This window comes from Cohnella lupini (assembly GCF_003386205.1).
In the GTDB taxonomy this organism is placed as follows: Bacteria; Bacillota; Bacilli; order Paenibacillales; family Paenibacillaceae; genus Cohnella; species Cohnella lupini.
On record NZ_QRDY01000015.1, the window covers coordinates 65,063 to 83,342 of the forward strand.

Here is an 18,280-nt window from a genome sequence, read left to right on the forward strand (position 1 = left end):
AGACGCCGCATGCGTTCATTTATGCAAATCAAGATCTATCGCGGCAAATTCATTGCTTATGCGATATTCGTGGTATTCATCGGCTTGGCGCTCGGCGCGCTCACCTGCGCGGTACTGCTGGATCAATGGTTGGGCAATGCTCGGAACGATGCCGACGGAGCGTTCTCCCGGGTGGAAAACAGCCTTCAATACGATGCCGACCGTATTGAAGCTTTCATGCAGCGGGTGTACTCCAATGACGGGCTGGTATCGGACATACGCAGCTTCTTGGGAAATAACGCGGAAGGCTATCTGACGAGCAGGCTGCAGTTAAGCCAATTCAACCGACCGCTCGTTTCCTTTCCCGACGATATGAAATCTTTTCTAAGCAACGGGGGTAAGGGAGATATCACCCAAATTAGCTTGCATACCGAACGGGAAGGCAACGTGGTGAGCTTCGACGACAGCGGTAAAACGAGTTTTCTGTTCCGGGTACCCAATTCGGACGAGACATTCCGCGAGACGATCGGCAAAGGTTTCGTCTTCCACAAGAAGCTTTCGGATCCAAACCAAATCTCTCGCCAGCTGGGAGAGTTCCGATTCTTGGTGAGCAGCGACCGGATTTTCCAAACGGTGCAAAATGACCATCTGAAAGAAGCGGCGGCAGTCAGCGCTAGCGGTGACGTGTACTTGATCGCCGGCAGCGGCCCTAACACGGAGAAGTTGGTTTGCCGGGCAGTGGCGGATGGACGGACGCACGGCTTTCTATCGACCGGATTCGCGGAACGTGCGTACTTCGTCACGTTTAAGTCCGCCGGCTTCGATTATCGGTTCGTCAGCATCGTGGAGTTGACGCCGTTGATCCGTCAACAAGCGAGCGTACTGCTTATCGTGTTTCTTATCGTGCTAGCCGCGATGATCTGCGTCTTGCTGCTCATCGTGTACAATCTGCGCGAGGACGCGAACTTCCTGCGACGGATCATCAATTCCATAGGACGCGTGAAAACGGCGGATTTCACGCCGGTTAACCGGGCTCGCTATCGGAAAAACGAATACGGCATGATCGCACGCGAGCTGGACGATATGATTCATCAGCTCGATCGGCATATCCGAACCAATTATCTACTTAAACTCAAACAGCAAGAAACCGAAATGAAAGCGCTTCAGAATCAAATTAATCCTCACTTTTTGTACAATACGCTAGAGGTTATTCGATCTTCCGCGCTGATGAACAGCGCCGACTATACCTCCGACGCGATCGCCACGTTGGGGGCGCTTTACCGCGATATCGTGAAGAACGAGAATATCATTCCGCTGGGCAGCGAACTGGATTTGCTCCAAAAATATTTGAAAATCATGGAATTCAAATACCCAGATCGGTTTTACTATCAGTTTAACGTGGAGACGGCGTTACTATCCGTAACTACGGTGAAATTCTGGCTGCAGCCGCTGGCGGAAAATTTCTTCGTACACGGCTTTAACCCGGAGAGCGAGTTCAATCTGCTCATCGTTAACGGCTGGGAGGAAGAAGATCGCTTCGTGCTGGAAATCGTGGACAACGGCAATAGGATCTCCGAAGATCGCTTGACCGAAATCAGGAGCAAGCTTTCCAGGTTCGACGACGCGCCGGCGGATAATATCGGTCTGCGCAACGTGTACACCCGGCTGCACTTTTTCTATGGGGCGGGCTTCTTCATGAAGATCGACAACAACGAGGAAGCGGGCGTCAAAATTACCGTAATCCTATCCAAGGAGGCTACTTTCGATGTACAAGCTGCTAATCGTGGATGACGAGCCGCAAATTCTGGAGGGAATGAAACGGACGCTGGACTGGGAAAGTTACGGCTTTGGCCGCATAGAGACGAGCGAAACGTACGAGGGCGCAATTTCGAAGTCGGTGGATTTTATGCCGGACCTGGCTATCTTCGATGTATGTATCGGCAAGAAACGCGGTTATGATGCCATCCACATGCTCAATGAACTGCGTCTTCCCGCGAAATACATCATCATGAGCGGCTATGGAGAATTCCAGTATGCGCTGGAGGCCATTCGCTGCGGCGCCAAGGACTATCTGCTCAAACCCGTCGACCGTTCGAAGCTGCAGCATCTCGTCGAGAAGATTATCGTGGAAGATTTGCATGGTACGCTGGAAGGGAAGGATCGCGAGGACTTGGACATGGACCCGGTGCTCGGAGTGCGCTACGACAGCTTGTCCAAGTTGGCCAACCGCATACTGTTGATCGTCAAGGCGGAGTATGCCCAGAACTTGAATTTGAAGTCGGTTGCCGAACGTTTTCGCATGAACGGCACCTACCTCGGGCAGCTATTCCTCAAGGAGACGCAGATGAAGTTTTCGGAATATTTGATGGCCTACCGGATGCTCCGCGCCCAGGAACGCATTCAGTCCACGGACGAGAAGATCATCAGCATCGCGCTTTCGGTCGGCTATCCCAACCTGAACTATTTTTACTCTCATTTCCACGCTTATTTCGACAAATCGCCCTCGGATTTGCGAAGAAAGGAATAGCGCCGCGATGAGACAACAACGGAATTGGATTCGTCTCGCCGCTTTCTTCATACCCGTCATGATATTGACGCTGGCACTGGCCGGCTGCTTCTCCGCATCCGGCAAGGACGGTAATGACGCATTGCCCGGCGATACGGTGAATTTGATCTATTACACGATCGGGGATCCGGACCCGGACCTTCCGATGGTCAACGACAAGATCAACGAGATCCTGGCCAAGAAAATCGGCGTTACCGTAACGTATATTAAAGTAGGCTGGCAGGAGTACGAAGACCGGTTGAACACTCTTGTGTCGGCAGGCACTCCCTTTGACATCGCCTTTGCGCCGGAGTATACCACTTACGCGCAAAGAGGAGCATGGTTAAGGCTGAACGATTATTTGGCCACCGTGGGAGAGGACATGTACGACGCAATCGATCCTATTTTCTGGGAAGGCGTGCGGATGGATGACGGAGGCATCTATGGGGTGCCGACCAATAAGGAATTAGCGGTACGCGACCAATGGATGTATCCGGACGCGCTAGTTAAGAAGTATGGCATAGACATCTCGAAGTATACTTCGTTAGCGTCCCTTGAACCGCTGCTCCGGATGATCAAGCAGAAGGAGCCCTCGTACCAGCCGATGGATCTGGACAAGGACTCTCAAAATTTCTTTGCCTTGGACGGTTACGAATACGTATCGGAGAAGACGCTTCCGCTCATGGTGCGGTTGCTCGATCCCGGCTCCCCGGTCGTAAATATTTTCGAAACCGAGGAAGCCCGGAACGTACTGGATATTCTTCGGCACTACTATGTGGAGGGCTATATTAACGAGGATGCGGCCTTGCGGGAAAGCCAAGGGCTGGAGCGGGGAGAGCTCGTTTTCTGGAAAGCCGCCGGCGGCGGCCCGTTATCGGAAAACAGCTGGAGCAAGGATCGCGGTTACAAGCTGGTGGCTTACCCCGTAACCCCCGCGTTAATCACGACAGAATCTACCAGGGGAGGAATCATGGCCGTCAGCATGGATACGAAACATCCCGTCGAGGCCGTAAAGTTCCTCAATCTGCTTAACACGGATCCCGAGGTACGCAACCTGTTCAATTTCGGAATCGAAGGCGTGCACTACTCGCTGGATAGCAACGGCCAAGTGGTGCCGATCCCTCCCAAGGATAATAACGGGAATCCGATCCCGGACGCTCGGCCAAGCTATGGAGGCGTGCAGTACACGCAAGGCAATTGGTTCATCTTGAAGACCATGGGCGGAGAATTCCCCGATCCATTGGACAAATGGGATCAGTTCCGCGCAAGTAACAGGGAAGCCGTCGATTCGAGCACGCTGGGCTTTACTCCGGACTTGTCCCGGATGCCGATCCAGGTGCAGAATATCCAGATGGTATGGGAGAAATACTTTCCCAGCCTGATGACCGGCAGCGTCAACGTGAACGAGGTGCTTCCGAAGTTCAATCAGGAGCTGCGGCAGGCGGGAATCGACGAGGTGCGACTCGAAGTTCAAAGGCAGCTTGACGCCTGGCGAGCCGCTCATTCGTAGCGTGGAAGGCGAATTCAGCGTTACTATCTCATGGTTTTATCATTTCATGGATGAGTGTGTTAAATTTAGGATCGCGAGCAATCAAACTTAAGGGGATTTACATAATAGCCCGTGATTGATACCGGTTACTCTTCTAACAAGCTTTCGAAGCATATAAGCATTTAGCTAGCGGTGCGTTTGGGAAAATCGTCATCCGAGTGGAAGAAAACTAAACCGTTCTAAAAAAAAGACCATCCTGATTTGCGTAGGATGGTCTTCTTTCACTTGCCGATATGGACGACGAGAGGAAGCGGGGTCGTTCGCGTCGCTTACGCTAATTTCGAAAGCGCGTTAAAATCCTCGTCGCTAAGCGTGATACCTGAAGCGGCTATGTTCTCTTCAACATGCGAAACGGAGGAGGTTCCGGGAATCGGCAGCATAACCTTTGAACGTTTCAGCAACCAAGCGAGCGCAAGTTGAGCCGGTTTCACGTTTAAGCGGTTGGCCATTTCGCCGAGTATGCTGCCTTCGCGAGCCAACTCTCCCGTCGCCAGCGGAAACCATGGAATGAACGCGATGCCGTTAGCTTCGGCATATTCGAGTACCGGCTCCGAATCTCTCTTCGCTAGGTTGTATAGATTTTGTACGGAAGCGATCTTCGTTATTTCGGAAGCCGCCTTCAGAACCTCGACGGACACTTCGCTGAGTCCGATATGACGGATTTTTCCCTCTTTTTGCATAAGAGCGAGTTCTCCTATTTGTTCTTCCAGGGGCACCTTAGGATCGACGCGGTGTAATTGAAAGAGGTCAATCCGTTCGAGACCAAGATAACGCAGGCTCAGCTCGGCTTGTTGCCGCAGATACTCGGGACGTCCTATCGGAACCCACACGTTAGGTCCGGTACGCGCAAGGCCTGATTTTGTTGCGATTACGAGATCGTCATTATAAGGATGAAGCGCCTTTTTTATTAGCATATCGGATATAAAAGGGCCGTAGGAGTCGGCGGTATCGATTAACGTTACGCCAAGCTCGACAGCACGACGGAGTACGCGCACCGCCTCATCCGGATTGTTCGGTTCTCCCCATACGCCGTTGCCTGTAAGTTGCATGGCGCCGTATCCCAATCGATTGACTTGAAGATCCCCTCCGATCTTGAATGTACCCGAGGCTGCTGCCGTAATTTGTTCTGACATTGAAATTCCTCCTCTATAATATAGCCGTGGTTTATTATTACAGAATTGTGCCCCACGATCTTATTGTAACCTTTGGAACCTCCATACTGCGAGGAGGCGGAGTGCGTAAGGCATATTAGGGCTTGTTCGTATGTAGGTCGTAGATTAGCATTACCATCGTGTTGAGGCGTGATGCAAATTTATTCGATGGTTGAGTCAAGAAGGCAACATGGTGCTTAATATAAGTAAATCCGGGCTTTCGAGCGAGCGTTGACTAACCAAAAGCACATCCGTATAGTTGTAGATGGAGGGGTTAAGGGGTGACGGAAAAGGAAACTAGTCGGCACCTGAAGGGGAAAGCCACGAAGAAGAAGATATTCGCCGTAGCGAAGAAATACATCCTGGCCAAGCGCGCAAATCACCGGAAGAGCCTTCGTTACCTGGTGTCTTTCGGACTCCGCGTACGACATAACGAACGGGAGATTTTTGGATTTTCTAATCAAGGGTCTACAATGACCCTCTTGCGATACTAATCCACTGTTGAGGTGAGAATAAATTGTTTCAAAAAGAGAGCTTTACAGGAACCAAACAAGAAAACTATCGGTTGGTTACGAAGCAGCTTGCATCGTTGCTTGAAGACGAAAGCGATACAATCGCCAACTTATCCAATGCCTCTGCATTACTGAATCAATTCTTAACCGACGTAAACTGGGTCGGGTTTTATTTGCTGAAGTCCGACGAACTTGTGCTTGGACCGTTCCAAGGCCTGCCTGCTTGCGTCAGGATACCTATCGGTAAAGGAGTATGCGGAACAGCCGCCCAGAAGAGGGAAACGATCAGAGTAGACGACGTCCATTTGTTTCCGGGCCATATCGCATGCGACGCGGCTTCGCAATCGGAAATCGTGATTCCCGTCATTAAGAATGATCAGTTGATCGGCGTACTGGATATCGATAGTCCTATCAAAAGCAGATTCGATGAAGCCGATCAAGAATCTCTCGAGCAATTCGTCCAAACCTTGGTGAACCACATCTAAGGAGGAAAAGGAACACGCAAAACAAGGGCTTTCCCTAGGGGGAGGCCCTTGTTTTGCGTGCATGTAAGATTAGTGCCGCCCGAACGATTATTTTACCGAATTAGCCGCATGCTAAAAAAAATATGGATCGCAATGAAAAATATCGCTTCTCTCAGTTGTATTAAAAGTGAAAGGAGGTGCTGAGGTGTACAATTCATTAGAGCTCAATGAATCTGTGCGGCAGGCATTGGATCTACATTCGCAAAGCTTGATCAAGATCGCGTTCGCATACCTGAAAAATATAGCCGACGCGGAAGAGGTTACGCAGGAAGTATTTCTTGCTTATTTGCAGAAGCGTCCCGTATTCGCAAGTAGCGAGCATGAAAAAGCGTGGCTGATTCGAACAACGATCAATAAAAGCAAAAATATGCTAAAAACCGGATGGTTCAAAAGTAGAAACCCTGTTCCTGAAGACCTGAGCTACCTCCCGAAGGAAGAAAGCGAGGTCCTGCAAGCCGTACTGGCTTTGGACAAGAAGTATCGAATTCCGATTCATCTGCACTATTACGAGGGATATTCTATCCAGGAAATTGCAGCTATTATGCAGTCGAAACCCGCAACGGTCGGCACATGGCTTGCAAGAGGACGTTTTATCTTAAAAGAGAAGATCGGAGGCCTGGAGGATGAAGAAATCTGTATATAAATCCGCGATGTCCCGCGTGAAAACCAGTGAGAATTTTAAAGAAGAAACCTATCGGAAGTTGATGTCGGAGACGGAAAAGACGAAGCAAACTAACATAAATAAACCCAATCAAAAGGAGAGTATAAAAATGGAAAACGTTATGAAAAGAAAGATAACAGGTTGGACAGTCGGAATTGCGGCGTGCGCGGTACTATCGATAAGTATCTTCACCATGAGCCAGAATGGTTCGTCTCCTTCACCCCAGGCTTCGGCGATCGCATCTAAGCCTCCGATTCTGGGTAAAGTTGCAGTCAACATTGACGGTGTCATCTCCGAGGTGAGCGCGGACGGCAAAAGCTTCAAGGTAGGCGACCTCTGGGTGACGGTAACGGATCAAACCGCGCTAGGCAGTAAAGAGCCGACGGCATCGGCGCCATCCGAAGAGCTGCTTCAGAAAGAATTCAAAGTCGGCAATATCGTGTCCGGCTACACTTCTCAGGATGTCGCTACCGGGAAGGTGACTGCGGATGTTATCTACAACAACATGGCTCCACAGAAGGACGTTGCCGCGAAACCGCCAATTAAGGGGAAAGCCGCGGTTAATATCGAGGGCGTGATTACGGAGGTAAGCGCGGATGGAGCAGCGTTCAAGGTAGGCGACCTGTGGGTAACGGTTACTCCGGAAACCGAACTGGGCATCGGCGGCCCAACGGCTGCTGAGCCATCCGAAGAGCTGCTGCAAAAGGAATTTAAAGTCGGCAACATCGTATCCGGCTTTACGACGGAGGATGTAAGCACTGGAAAAGTGACTGCGGATGTTATTTACAACAATATGGTTCCGCAAAAATAAGAGATATACCGGGGTAACGTAGAGTCTCATTTCAAGGGGCACCTTCATTAGAAGGTGTCCCTTGGCTTATTCAATGACATAGACGAGGTCTATGTCTTCCCTTAAATATATTAATTACTTATATAGTCGGTAATCGTACTATAATCAAAGCACGAAATAGAAACCAGAGATTGCTGACTTGGAATCCGTTTCTGCTCGAAAATACATTACCGATTGGAGATACGCGCTATGACGATTTCTTTTAATTATTCCAATGCATTACCGTTCATGCAACAACATGAAGTCGACTATCTCGGCGATTTCGTAAAAGCTGCTCATCATATGCTTCATAACCAAGCAGGACCAGGTTCCGATTATCACGGGTGGGTGAATTTGCCGCTCCAATATGATCAAGAAGAATTCGCAAGAATTAAACATGCGGCCCAAAGAATCCGCAGTCATTCCGATGCATTGATCGTGATCGGCATCGGCGGATCGTATTTAGGCGCAAGATCGGCTATAGATGCACTATCGCATACATTTCATAACCAGATGATCGGGAATACCCAAGTTTATTTTGCCGGACAAAATATCAGCTCCACGTATATCACTCATCTATTGGAGCTTCTAGAGGGTAAGGATATTTCGGTCAATGTCATTTCGAAGTCGGGTACAACAACGGAGCCTGCGATTGCATTTCGTATTTTGCGGGAGTATATGGAGAAGAAATACGGAAAAGCGGGAGCGAAAAGACGTATATTCGCTACGACGGATCAATCCAAAGGCGCCTTAAAATCACTTGCGGATAATGAAGGCTATGAAACCTTCGTCATTCCCGATGATGTAGGCGGACGATATTCCGTGCTTACGGCCGTTGGTCTACTGCCTATTGCCGTTGCCGGAATCGACATCGATCAAATGATGGCGGGAGCCGCCGCTGCCGCACGGAAATATAACAATGCCGATCTTGCCACTAATGAGAGCTATCAATATGCGGCCGTTCGCAATGCGCTTTACCGTAAGGGCAAATCCATTGAATTGCTGGTTAATTACGAGCCCTCTCTGCACTATGTTTCCGAATGGTGGAAGCAACTATTCGGCGAAAGCGAAGGAAAAGACCAAAAAGGGCTGTTTCCTGCAGCCGTCGATTTTACGACCGATTTGCATTCGATGGGGCAATATGTGCAAGAAGGTCGCAGAGATCTCATTGAAACCGTACTGGCAGTGAAGAAACCGCGAGTAGAAGTGACTATCCAAGAAGACGAGGCCAATCTGGATGGATTGAATTTCGTGGCAGGCATGACTATGGATGAAGTGAACCAAAAGGCGGCACAAGGCACGCGGCTTGCCCATGTGGATGGCGGCGTTCCTAACTTAATCGTTGAGATGGATGAGTTGAATGCTTATACGTACGGAGAAATGGTTTACTTTTTCGAGAAGGCATGCGGAATTAGCGGTTTGTTGCTGGGAGTAAATCCGTTCGATCAACCGGGCGTGGAAGCCTATAAGGTCAATATGTTTGCCCTGCTAGGAAAACCCGGCTACGAAGCGCAAAAAGCGGAGCTCAACAAGCGTTTAGCTTCGGATACTTCCTCCAATCGCTAAAAATACGGCTCGTTGAAGGAGTTGGAGACTGTGGAACGCGAATTAGCATTGGAATTTGTTCGAGTAACGGAGCTTGCCGCATTGGCATCGGCACCATGGATGGGCAGAGGAGATAAGGTCAACGCGGACGATGCAGCTACTTCGGCGATGCGGGCGATGTTCGACTCCGTCTCCATAACGGGAACGGTCGTCATCGGCGAAGGCGAAATGGACGAGGCTCCGATGTTATATATTGGCGAGAAGCTGGGAAATCAACATGGTCCGGAAGTGGATATCGCGGTTGATCCTTTGGAAGGTACTACTTTGGTCGCTAGCGGATTGAACAATGCGCTCTCCGTCATTGCGATTGCAAACAAAGGGAACCTACTCCATGCGCCGGATATGTATATGGAGAAGCTTGCCGTAGGGCCGGCATTAGCAGGTAAGCTGGATCTTCTTGATCCCGTGGAGGTAACTTTAACTAAAGCAGCGGAAGCCCTGAACAAAAGAGTTTCCGATCTATGCGTGATGGTGCTCGACCGGGAAAGACATCAACCCTTAATTCAAGCCTTACGGGATGCGAACGTGCGGATTAAATTTCTCTCGGATGGCGATGTGGCAGGCGCCATTGCGCCCGCTTTCCCGGAAACGGGAATCGATATCTATTTAGGCTCCGGCGGCGCTCCCGAGGGCGTGCTGGCTGCGGCGGCTTTGAAATGTTTAGGCGGAGAATTTCAAGGTAGATTACTTCCGGAGGATCAAACCCAATTCGATCGTTGCTTGGCCATGGGGCTTCAAGATCCGCATAAGGTACTGAATATGGAAGATTTGGTCGGTAGCGACGATGTGATCTTTGCGGCAACCGGAGTGACCGACGGAGAGTTCTTGGGCGGAGTGAGATACCTTTCCAGTAATCAAGCAGAGACGCACTCCATCGTCATGCGAGCTCAAACGAAAACAATTCGTTCGATTAAGACGATTCATTATTTACCTAACAAAAGCGTGCAGCACAAGGTGGCAAACTGATAACTCGGATTGTCCTTGGCTTTGAAATAAAACGAAATGGCTGTCTCGGAAGCGAAAACTTCCGAGCGGCTTTTTTCTTATACGTGGCTGAGCGAGTGCCATTTAGAACCGTCTAACTTCCCATCAAGGAATCGGTAGCGTATTACTGCTCGATGCTCTAAACTATAAACACAATACTACTGCTTTTACAGGAATCAATAAAAGTTGGAACAGCCCGTGCGGAGGTCATGCTGTTGACTGAAATTCGTCTAGTTAAACAAGAGGAGATGCAAGCTGCCATCGCCTCCTCGGATCGTATATTCGCAAGAGATTCCGACATGTCTTCTATGGGCGAGGCGTTCCCGTTCTTATTCTCGGCGACGACCTCGCACTCGCTCGGACTGTTCGAGGACGGCAGCCTGCTTGTGTTCATGGGCCTTGTTCCTGCGCTTATTCGCATAGGCGGCTCCCGGGTAACCGTCTTCTCGCTCGGTTCGGTCTTTACGTTGCCGGAAGCGCGCAACAGGGGGTTGGCGAGCCAGCTGCTGGAGGAGATCAAAGTCTACAGTCGGCAAGCTGGCGTATCGATTTTACTGGTGTCGGGGGAGGGACCGTTGTACGCTCGCTCCGGCTGCCGCAAGTTCGGAGAAGCTTATCGATTGGCTTGGAGCCGCGAGCTGTCCCTAGCTTCGGAAGCTACAGATGGCTACCGAACCTATCAAATGAACGAATCGCGTCATCAGGATGTGCTGCACCTTCAACGAATCGCGGCTAAGCGTTACGCCGCCTATGAACAGAGCGTTTGGGATTTCCCGTTGCTGCTGAACACGGAAGCGGAAGTCAGCAACAAGAAGATGAAGCAGCATGTCTATGTTGCCCGTCACGAGAAGAAGATTGTCGCGTTTGTCGTCGTGGCGCTGCCCACCTCCGTCTCGAAAGGGGAGCCTTACGTCGTGGAATGGGCGGGTAGATCGACGGCTGTCGCCGCATTGCTCTCTCATGTGGTAATAGATAATAATCTGGATAGGCTAAACATTGTCGTTGAAACGCATGAGCGGGAGATGCTTGCTACGTTGTGCTCGGCAAAGTCGGAGAAAATAAGAAATCAGGGAACCGTTTTTCTCGTTGATCCGGAACAACTTTTCAGGCAATTGCGGCCCTATTTAGAGGCGAAAGATCCGGTAGCCGGCAAAAATCTTATCGTCTCTAACACCCCGGATGGAGGAGCGACATTCACGATTTCCGGACTGCCGATTGTAGCTTTGAGCAGCGACGAGCTGGTTTCTTTGCTGTTTGATTCGCAGCCTGAGCCGGATCTGCCTGCGGAATGGAACACGGTGGCGGCCCTATGGTTTCCGATCCCGTTCCCGTACACGGGCGGACTGAATTATGTATAGAAGGAAAAGCCCATCCGCCATATCGGCGGATGGGCTTTCTTTATTGCTTAGCAGGAACGGGAGGAGGTTATTCGCGATGTCCTGCACAAATCCTTATGCTTGAGGATTCGAATACACTTTCACGACTTCAATTGCGCGATTCACCATGGCCGTTGCGTCCGCAAGGGTTAATCCGCCCTTAGGGTTAAACTTGCCTTCAGAGTCCAGTTGCGCGATCTTCAAGGCTAGCGCCGTCTGAATGGCGCCTTCGTTAAGAATATCGACGTTGTAGTCGTCCGTGATCTCCGTCGGAATCAAGTTGAACTTCGGCAGTTGGCCGCTCGATTGGAGCGTGTGCACCAGCAAGTAAGTGAACGACTCGCGGGTCACGACTGCGTTCGGATCGATCTTGATCTGCAGGTCCGAGCCTGCGGCTGTCTTGATCAATTGAACGGCTTGTTCCGCCGTGATCGTCGCGTTGTCGACGGCCGGTGCCGGGTGAGCTTTCAAGTAGGCTGTCGCTTTAGCTGCGATATCGGAAGCTTCGGCAAGCGTCAATTGTGCTTTAGGATTATAGTTGCCTGATTGATCCAGACCGACGAAGCCAAGAGCGAGAGCCGTTTGAACGGCGCCGGAATTGGAGACGTCCATTCCGTATTCATCCTTCACTTCGACCGGAACGACATGGATCATCGGCAGTTGTCCGCTCTGTTGGAGCGTGTGGACCAGCAAGGACGTGAAAGACTCGCGAGTCACGACTGCGTTAGGATCTATCTTGATTTGCAGGGCCGCTTGCGGGCCGACGACTTGTTTGATCAATTGAACGGCTTGTTCAGCAGTCAGCGTCGCGCCGTGATCGATCGGCGACGAATGAGCATTCAAGTAGGCTGTCGCTTTGGCTGCGATTTCGGTGGCTTGCGCAAGAGTCATTTGAGCTTTAGGATTAAAGTTTCCGGCTTGATCCAAGCCGACGAAGCCAAGAGCCAAGGCTGTTTGAACGGCGCCCGATTTCGAGACGTCCATCCCGTATTCATCCTTTACTTCGACCGGGACGACATGGATCAACGGGAGTTGTCCGCTCTGTTGAAGCGTATGAACGAGCAAGTAAATGAACGACTCCCGAGTTACGACTGCGTTCGGATCGATCTTGATTTGCAGTGCTGCTTGCGGACCAACGACCTGCTTAATCAATTGAACGGCTTGTTCAGCAGTCAGCGTCGACCCTTGATTGATCGGCGACGAATGAGACTTCAGGTAACTCTGCGCGTTGCGAATCTCTGCGGCTGCATCGGCTCTTGTAATGATGGCTTTAGGATTAAACTTCCCGTTGGCATCCAATTTTACGATGCCGTAGGACAAGGCGCGTTGGATCGAAGCTGCATATTCGGGCGAGACATTGCCTAAGTCCTTAAATTCCACGACGACGGGCTTGACCATCGGTAGCTTGCCGCGTGCTTCCATCTCGCGAACGAGTCGGTAAGTGAATTGTTCGCGCGTCATCTTGTGATGCGGATTGTTGAACCCGGCCAAAAGGAACGCATTCGCATACCAAGAGAAATTTTGAGTATACGAGGATGGGTTGAGGAACGAATTCAGATTCAATCCCAGCGCATTAAGCAAGGGGGCAAGCTGCTGCAAGGAGCCGTTCCCTGAGATCAGGTTGCCCTGAAGAAGAGCAGCGATCTGGTCCTTGCTTTGAACTTTATTGTAATCCTTAACGGATGCGGCTGACGTGATTTGTTGTCCGGCAAATCCGAACATCAGGGCGGCGGCGGTGGACATGGCAATCATCTTGAATGGTTTCTTCATTTTTTTTCACCTCTTGGAGTATTTTCTTGCTGTTGTGTACTCATAGACGAGCACACTTCCAAAAAGGTTCCTTGAAATGGCGATTCGCCAGCATTTGGCAAATCGGGGGCTCAACCGGGACGACAAAAAAAGAACCGACGGAATGCCGGTTCTTTTCTATATAAATCGATTGAATGCAAAGCATCATTGTGGTAATATAGGAGAGCTATCGTCCAATTTCATGTTATCGGACATAGTTAATGCATTTTATCTACATCTTTATTGTAGCACTTGGGTTCGCGGTTTGTCAACCGTAATGATGCTTCTTTATACAAATCCGAAAAGGGGCGTGTTCGAAGAGATGGTAAACGAGCAGGATTGGCAACAAGAACAGGATCGGCTGGATCTGGTTTCGGTAACACTGCGGGCGGCAATTGCAGAACTGGAACCGGAGGTAGCCGGATTGAGGGACCAGGTGGCGGAAATCCGCAAGCGATTCTGGGAAGAGGTTACGATCAACACGAGCACCCATGAAGATTTCGAAGAGTCATTCTATAGTATGAAGCAGCAAGAAGCGGTGTTGTCCGAACGAGAGCGCAGTCACCAGAATCGGGTACAACGCTGGAAAAGCATGAAACGGCTGCTGCCGTCTCCCTATTTCGGTCGCGTCGATTTTCAAGAGGACGGCTTAAGCTCCAACGAGCAGATCTACATCGGCGTATCGTCCTTCGTCGATGTAGATGGTCTAAGCTTTCTGGTATATGACTGGCGAACGCCGATTGCAAGTATGTATTATGACTACTCGCCGGGGGCGTCCGCCTATGAGACGCCGGGTGGACGAGTCGCGGGGACGATGATGCTGAAGCGGCAGTATCAGATCCGGGAACGCGAACTGCAGAACGTGTTCGACACGAGCTTAACGATAGGCGACGAATTGCTGCAACAGGTCCTCGGCCAAGGCGCGGATACCCAAATGAAGACCATCGTGGCGACGATCCAGAAGGAGCAAAACGCCATCATCCGCGACGATAAGAGCCGGATGCTCATCGTGCAAGGGGCGGCCGGCAGCGGAAAGACTTCCGCGGCATTGCAACGGGTAGCCTACTTGTTGTATAAGCACCGAAATAAGCTCAAAGCGGATCAAATGATTCTTTTCTCGCCTAATCCGATGTTTAACAGCTACGTATCCACGGTCCTCCCGGAGCTCGGCGAGGAGAACATGCAGCAGACGACCCTTCAGGAGTATCTGGAGTATTGGCTTGGATCTTCGTTTCGCCTAGAGGACCCATTCGAACAGATCGAATACGTACTGACTTCTATTCAATCTCAAGGGTATGAGGCAAGGCTGAGCGGGATTCGATATAAGGCTTCCGAGGCTTTCCTGCGTGCTCTCCAGAGCTATGCGCTGTGGTTGGGGAAGGAAGGCATGATGTTCCGAGGTATCCGGTTCCAAGATCGCGAGCTGATTACCGAGGAGCAATTGAAATCGCGATTTTACGGCTACGACAGTTCCATCCGCCTCGCTAATCGCGTTGCTCTGTTGCGGGAATGGATCCTGCGGGAGCTAACTTCCCTGGAGCGTAAGGAGCAGGAAGCCCGCTGGGTTCAAGATGAGCTTAATTACCTCGACAACGATCAGTATGCCGAAGCCCACGGCGCGCTTCGCAAGAAGTATCGGCAAGAAAAGGCAGTGTTTGATTTAAACGAGCAGTTTGCCGAGATGTATGGCGAGTTGGAGCAGGATGAAGCAAACGACTTCGACTTTTCCACGCAGGAAGAAGAGGAGCTGCTGCGCCGGATGATTGTGAAGGAGCACTTCAAACCGCTTAGACAAGACGCGAAGAGGTTGAAGTTCATAAACGTAAACGGTCTGTACGATCAGTTATTCGTTGATGATGACGCTTATCGGCTAATGACGAACGAGACTGAAGTGCCCGAACATTGGCAGGAGATGTGCAAGCAAACGAAAGAGAAGCTGAGCCGTCAAGAACTGTTTTATGAGGATGCTGCCCCATTCTTGTATTTAAAAGAACTCGTCGAGGGCGCTCGGACGAATACGGAGGTGCGGCATTTATTCATTGACGAAGGTCAGGATTACTCGCCTTTCCAATTCTTGTTCCTTAAACAATTGTTTCCGCGCGCCCGTATGACGGTGCTCGGCGATTTCGGCCAAGCGATCTTCCCGCAGGCAACGAATCTGCACGCAGCGGATTCGCCGTTGATCCGGCTATACGGCGAGGGCGATACGAGTCTGATTCGCCTTGTCCGGAGTTATCGTTCAACCCGCGAGATCGTGGAGTTTACGAAGGCGCTGCTGCCGAACGGAGAAGAGATCGTGCCTTTCGAGAGGAACGGCAGGAAGCCCGTTCTCTCGAAGATGGGCGGCGATAAGATGAAGGTAGCTCGATTAATCGAGGACCTAGCGGAGCTACGGGATGAAGGCTTCGACTCGATTGCCGTCATTACGAAGACGATGGCGGAAAGCCTTGAGGCCTACGAGGCATTGAAGGCTGGTGGGTGCGAGGCGCTTCGGCTCATTACGAAAGAGACGCTCACCTTCGAGAGGGGGACGATGGTTATTCCCGCGTATCTCGCTAAGGGAGTTGAATTCGACGCCGTGTTGATCTACGACGCTTCTCCGCGAACGTATCATCGGGAAAGCGAGCGTAAGCTCTTCTATACGGCATGCACCCGTGCTATGCATCGGCTTTTGCTTTACGCGACTGGGGAATGGGCACCATTCGTCCAGGCATTGGATACGTCTTTATATGAGGAGATGAGATAAAAGGGATTGCGCATGATGTAAACAAAAGCAGTTTTTGACAACAGTCCCATTAAAATGGGGCTGTTGTTTTTCGTTATGAATAGCCCTCCCGACGGTTTAAGGGAAATTTAAATCCTACTCTACCTTTTTCTTTATAAGTATTCCCTATTCTGACGTAGGAAGGACAGGAGGAAACAAACAAGAAGAAGACGGACTTGAGAGTGTGCAGCAAGAAAATCTAAAACGAAAGAAGGTTAAAAATGATGGGATATGAACAAGTTGAACCGTCTATCAAACCGCAAAATCGATATATGCCCGGCCTTGACGGTCTAAGAGCATTGGCCCTATTCGCTGTTATGGGATATCATCTTCATCTTGACTGGGCTTCGGGAGGCTTTTTGGGAGTCGGAGTGTTCTTCGTGTTGTCCGGATATTTGATTACCGACATCCTTCTCAACCAATATAGAAACGAGAGAAAGCTGGATCTTAAGACATTTTGGCTAAGGAGAATAAAGAGACTTGTGCCCGCGATGCTATTCGTACTCGTCGTTGTTACGGTCTTCTTACTCCTTTTTGACGGTTCTAGATTGCTCTCTCTGCGGGGGGAGGTGTTTTCAACTGTATTTTTTATGAACAACTGGGTTATGATCTTTCATCAGGTCTCTTACTTTGAAAGTTTCGGTCCCCCTTCACCGATCGCCCATCTGTGGTCGCTTGCGGTAGAAGAGCAATTTTATTTGATCTGGCCGATGCTACTCCTTCTAGGCATCCGACTTGCTCCCAGACGCGGATCCCTAGCTCTGCTTATTGCGTGCGGGGCGGCGGTGTCCGCCATTGCCATGGCGGTGCTTTATAACCCTGATGGCGATCCCAGTCGCGTCTATTACGGTACGGATACGCGTGCTTTCGCGCTGTTGATCGGCGCGTTGCTTGCCGTTATTTGGCCAAGCCGGCAACTGGGTTCTCTTATGTCCGTCAAAGGAAAGATAATGCTCGAACTCATCGGAGCGGCAGGATTGACGGTTATTATATGGATGATTTGGCGAACGGGCGAATATGACGCTTTCCTGTACCAAGGCGGTTTCGTGCTCCTGTCTCTGGCCACGGCGTTTTTATTAGCTTCGCTGGCTCATCCATCCAGCCGCCTAGGTGCGGCGTTCGGCTGCAAACCATTACGCTGGCTGGGAAAAAGGTCTTACAGCATTTATATATGGCACTACCCGGTCATTATTCTGACCACGCCTGCCGTCGATACGGGAGATACCGGATTGATCCGCCCGATTGTTCAGGCAGGAGCTAGCATACTATTAGCAGCGTTCACCTGGAAGTATGTCGAGTCCCCCGTTCGACGCGAGGCGCTTGGCGCAATATGGGCTAACTGGAAAAGGAAACAGAAAGTTCAAATCAATCGTAAATGGCCCGTCATTATTTCATTAGGACTTATTATCGCGATTTGTGCGTCCTGTTCGGGTCAAGGCAGCAGCAATGCACCCCTCTTGTCTCCAGTACCTTCTACGACCGAGGAAAGCGCGAAGCCGGATGCTGGCAATGGCAACGACACCGGAAGGCAGGAAGACGGTACCGGAATAGGGATAACCGCGATCGGAGATTCGGTCATGCTGGATATTAAGCCTTATTTGGAGGAGCAGTTGCCCGGCATCGTTGTCGATGGAAAAGTCGGTCGGCAGTTTGGGGAAGGCATGGAACTCATCGACCAACTTAAATCGACCGGCAAGCTTGGGGATATTGTCATTATCGAGCTTGGAACCAATGGAATATTTACCGAGAATAAGCTTAGAAGCCTGCTCGATTCAATTGCGGATTTGCGTCGCGTCATACTGGTCAACACTCGCGTCCCCAGGAATTGGCAAGATGACGTGAACGAAACGCTAGCTTCAGCCGCCAAAGATTATGAGAACGTCACTCTGGTCGACTGGTACTCATTCAGTGCTAATCATGACGAATATTTCGCCAAAGATGGCGTCCATATTCAACCGATCGGCTCCAAAGCTTATGCCATGCTTATCGCGGAGAATATATCTTGAATACGGC

13 protein-coding genes are annotated in these 18,280 nt (G+C 50.5%); 11 read left to right on the plus strand and 2 right to left on the minus strand.

The window, feature by feature from the left end; translation table 11 throughout:
- The first annotated feature begins 9 nt into the window (after positions 1-9).
- From DFP95_RS20660 to DFP95_RS20670, 3 genes are read left to right on the plus strand one after another with little or no spacing between them, the layout of a single operon-like run.
- The gene (locus tag DFP95_RS20660; protein WP_115994587.1) at positions 10-1,770 is read left to right on the plus strand and encodes a sensor histidine kinase; all 1,761 of its coding nucleotides are present in this window, start codon (positions 10-12) and stop codon (positions 1,768-1,770) included.
- Positions 1,745-2,506, plus strand: coding sequence for a response regulator transcription factor (locus DFP95_RS20665; protein WP_115994588.1), 762 nt, complete (start codon positions 1,745-1,747; stop codon positions 2,504-2,506). The genes DFP95_RS20660 and DFP95_RS20665 overlap by 26 nt, the downstream gene beginning before the upstream one ends.
- A gap of 7 nt (positions 2,507-2,513) precedes the next feature.
- A complete protein-coding gene (locus DFP95_RS20670) occupies positions 2,514-4,034 on the plus strand; it encodes an ABC transporter substrate-binding protein (RefSeq protein ID WP_115994589.1) in 1,521 nt (506 codons plus the stop codon).
- Positions 4,035-4,342: 308 nt separating this feature from the next.
- On the opposite strand, the gene DFP95_RS20675 is transcribed toward DFP95_RS20670, so the two are convergent.
- Positions 4,343-5,206, minus strand: coding sequence for an aldo/keto reductase (locus DFP95_RS20675; protein WP_115994590.1), 864 nt, complete (start codon positions 5,204-5,206; stop codon positions 4,343-4,345).
- A 535-nt stretch (positions 5,207-5,741) separates the two neighbouring features.
- Here DFP95_RS20675 and DFP95_RS20685 point away from each other — a divergent pair.
- The 6 genes from DFP95_RS20685 (at position 5,742) to DFP95_RS20710 (ending at position 11,697) form a co-directional block, all read left to right on the plus strand.
- Positions 5,742-6,221 carry a GAF domain-containing protein gene (locus tag DFP95_RS20685; protein ID WP_115994592.1) on the plus strand — a complete coding sequence of 160 codons (480 nt, stop codon included), beginning with the start codon at positions 5,742-5,744 and terminating at the stop codon, positions 6,219-6,221.
- 184 nt (positions 6,222-6,405) lie between these two features.
- Positions 6,406-6,903 (plus strand): RNA polymerase sigma factor, encoded by a 498-nt coding sequence (locus tag DFP95_RS20690; protein WP_115994593.1) that lies wholly within the window; start codon positions 6,406-6,408, stop codon positions 6,901-6,903.
- Between the two features lie 127 nt (positions 6,904-7,030).
- The gene (locus DFP95_RS20695; protein WP_147304197.1) at positions 7,031-7,732 is read left to right on the plus strand and encodes a DUF5666 domain-containing protein; all 702 of its coding nucleotides are present in this window, start codon (positions 7,031-7,033) and stop codon (positions 7,730-7,732) included.
- A 228-nt stretch (positions 7,733-7,960) separates the two neighbouring features.
- On the plus strand, positions 7,961-9,316 hold the full coding sequence (locus DFP95_RS20700) for a glucose-6-phosphate isomerase (RefSeq protein ID WP_115994595.1): 1,356 nt from the start codon (positions 7,961-7,963) through the stop codon (positions 9,314-9,316).
- 30 nt (positions 9,317-9,346) lie between these two features.
- Positions 9,347-10,321, plus strand: a complete 975-nt coding sequence (gene glpX, locus DFP95_RS20705) for a class II fructose-bisphosphatase (RefSeq protein ID WP_115994596.1) — start codon at positions 9,347-9,349, stop codon at positions 10,319-10,321.
- Between the two features lie 233 nt (positions 10,322-10,554).
- Complete coding sequence (locus DFP95_RS20710) at positions 10,555-11,697, plus strand: GNAT family N-acetyltransferase (RefSeq protein ID WP_181907545.1); 1,143 nt, start codon at positions 10,555-10,557, stop codon at positions 11,695-11,697.
- A gap of 93 nt (positions 11,698-11,790) precedes the next feature.
- Here the strand turns inward: DFP95_RS20710 and DFP95_RS20715 are convergent, their stop codons facing one another.
- Positions 11,791-13,485 (minus strand): S-layer homology domain-containing protein, encoded by a 1,695-nt coding sequence (locus tag DFP95_RS20715; protein WP_115994598.1) that lies wholly within the window; start codon positions 13,483-13,485, stop codon positions 11,791-11,793.
- 340 nt (positions 13,486-13,825) lie between these two features.
- On the opposite strand from DFP95_RS20715, the gene helD reads away from it, so the two are divergent.
- A complete protein-coding gene (gene helD, locus DFP95_RS20720; protein ID WP_115994637.1) occupies positions 13,826-16,249 on the plus strand; it encodes an RNA polymerase recycling motor HelD in 2,424 nt (807 codons plus the stop codon).
- Between the two features lie 239 nt (positions 16,250-16,488).
- Positions 16,489-18,273, plus strand: a complete 1,785-nt coding sequence (locus tag DFP95_RS20725; protein ID WP_245987798.1) for an acyltransferase family protein — start codon at positions 16,489-16,491, stop codon at positions 18,271-18,273.
- Positions 18,274-18,280 lie beyond the last annotated feature (7 nt).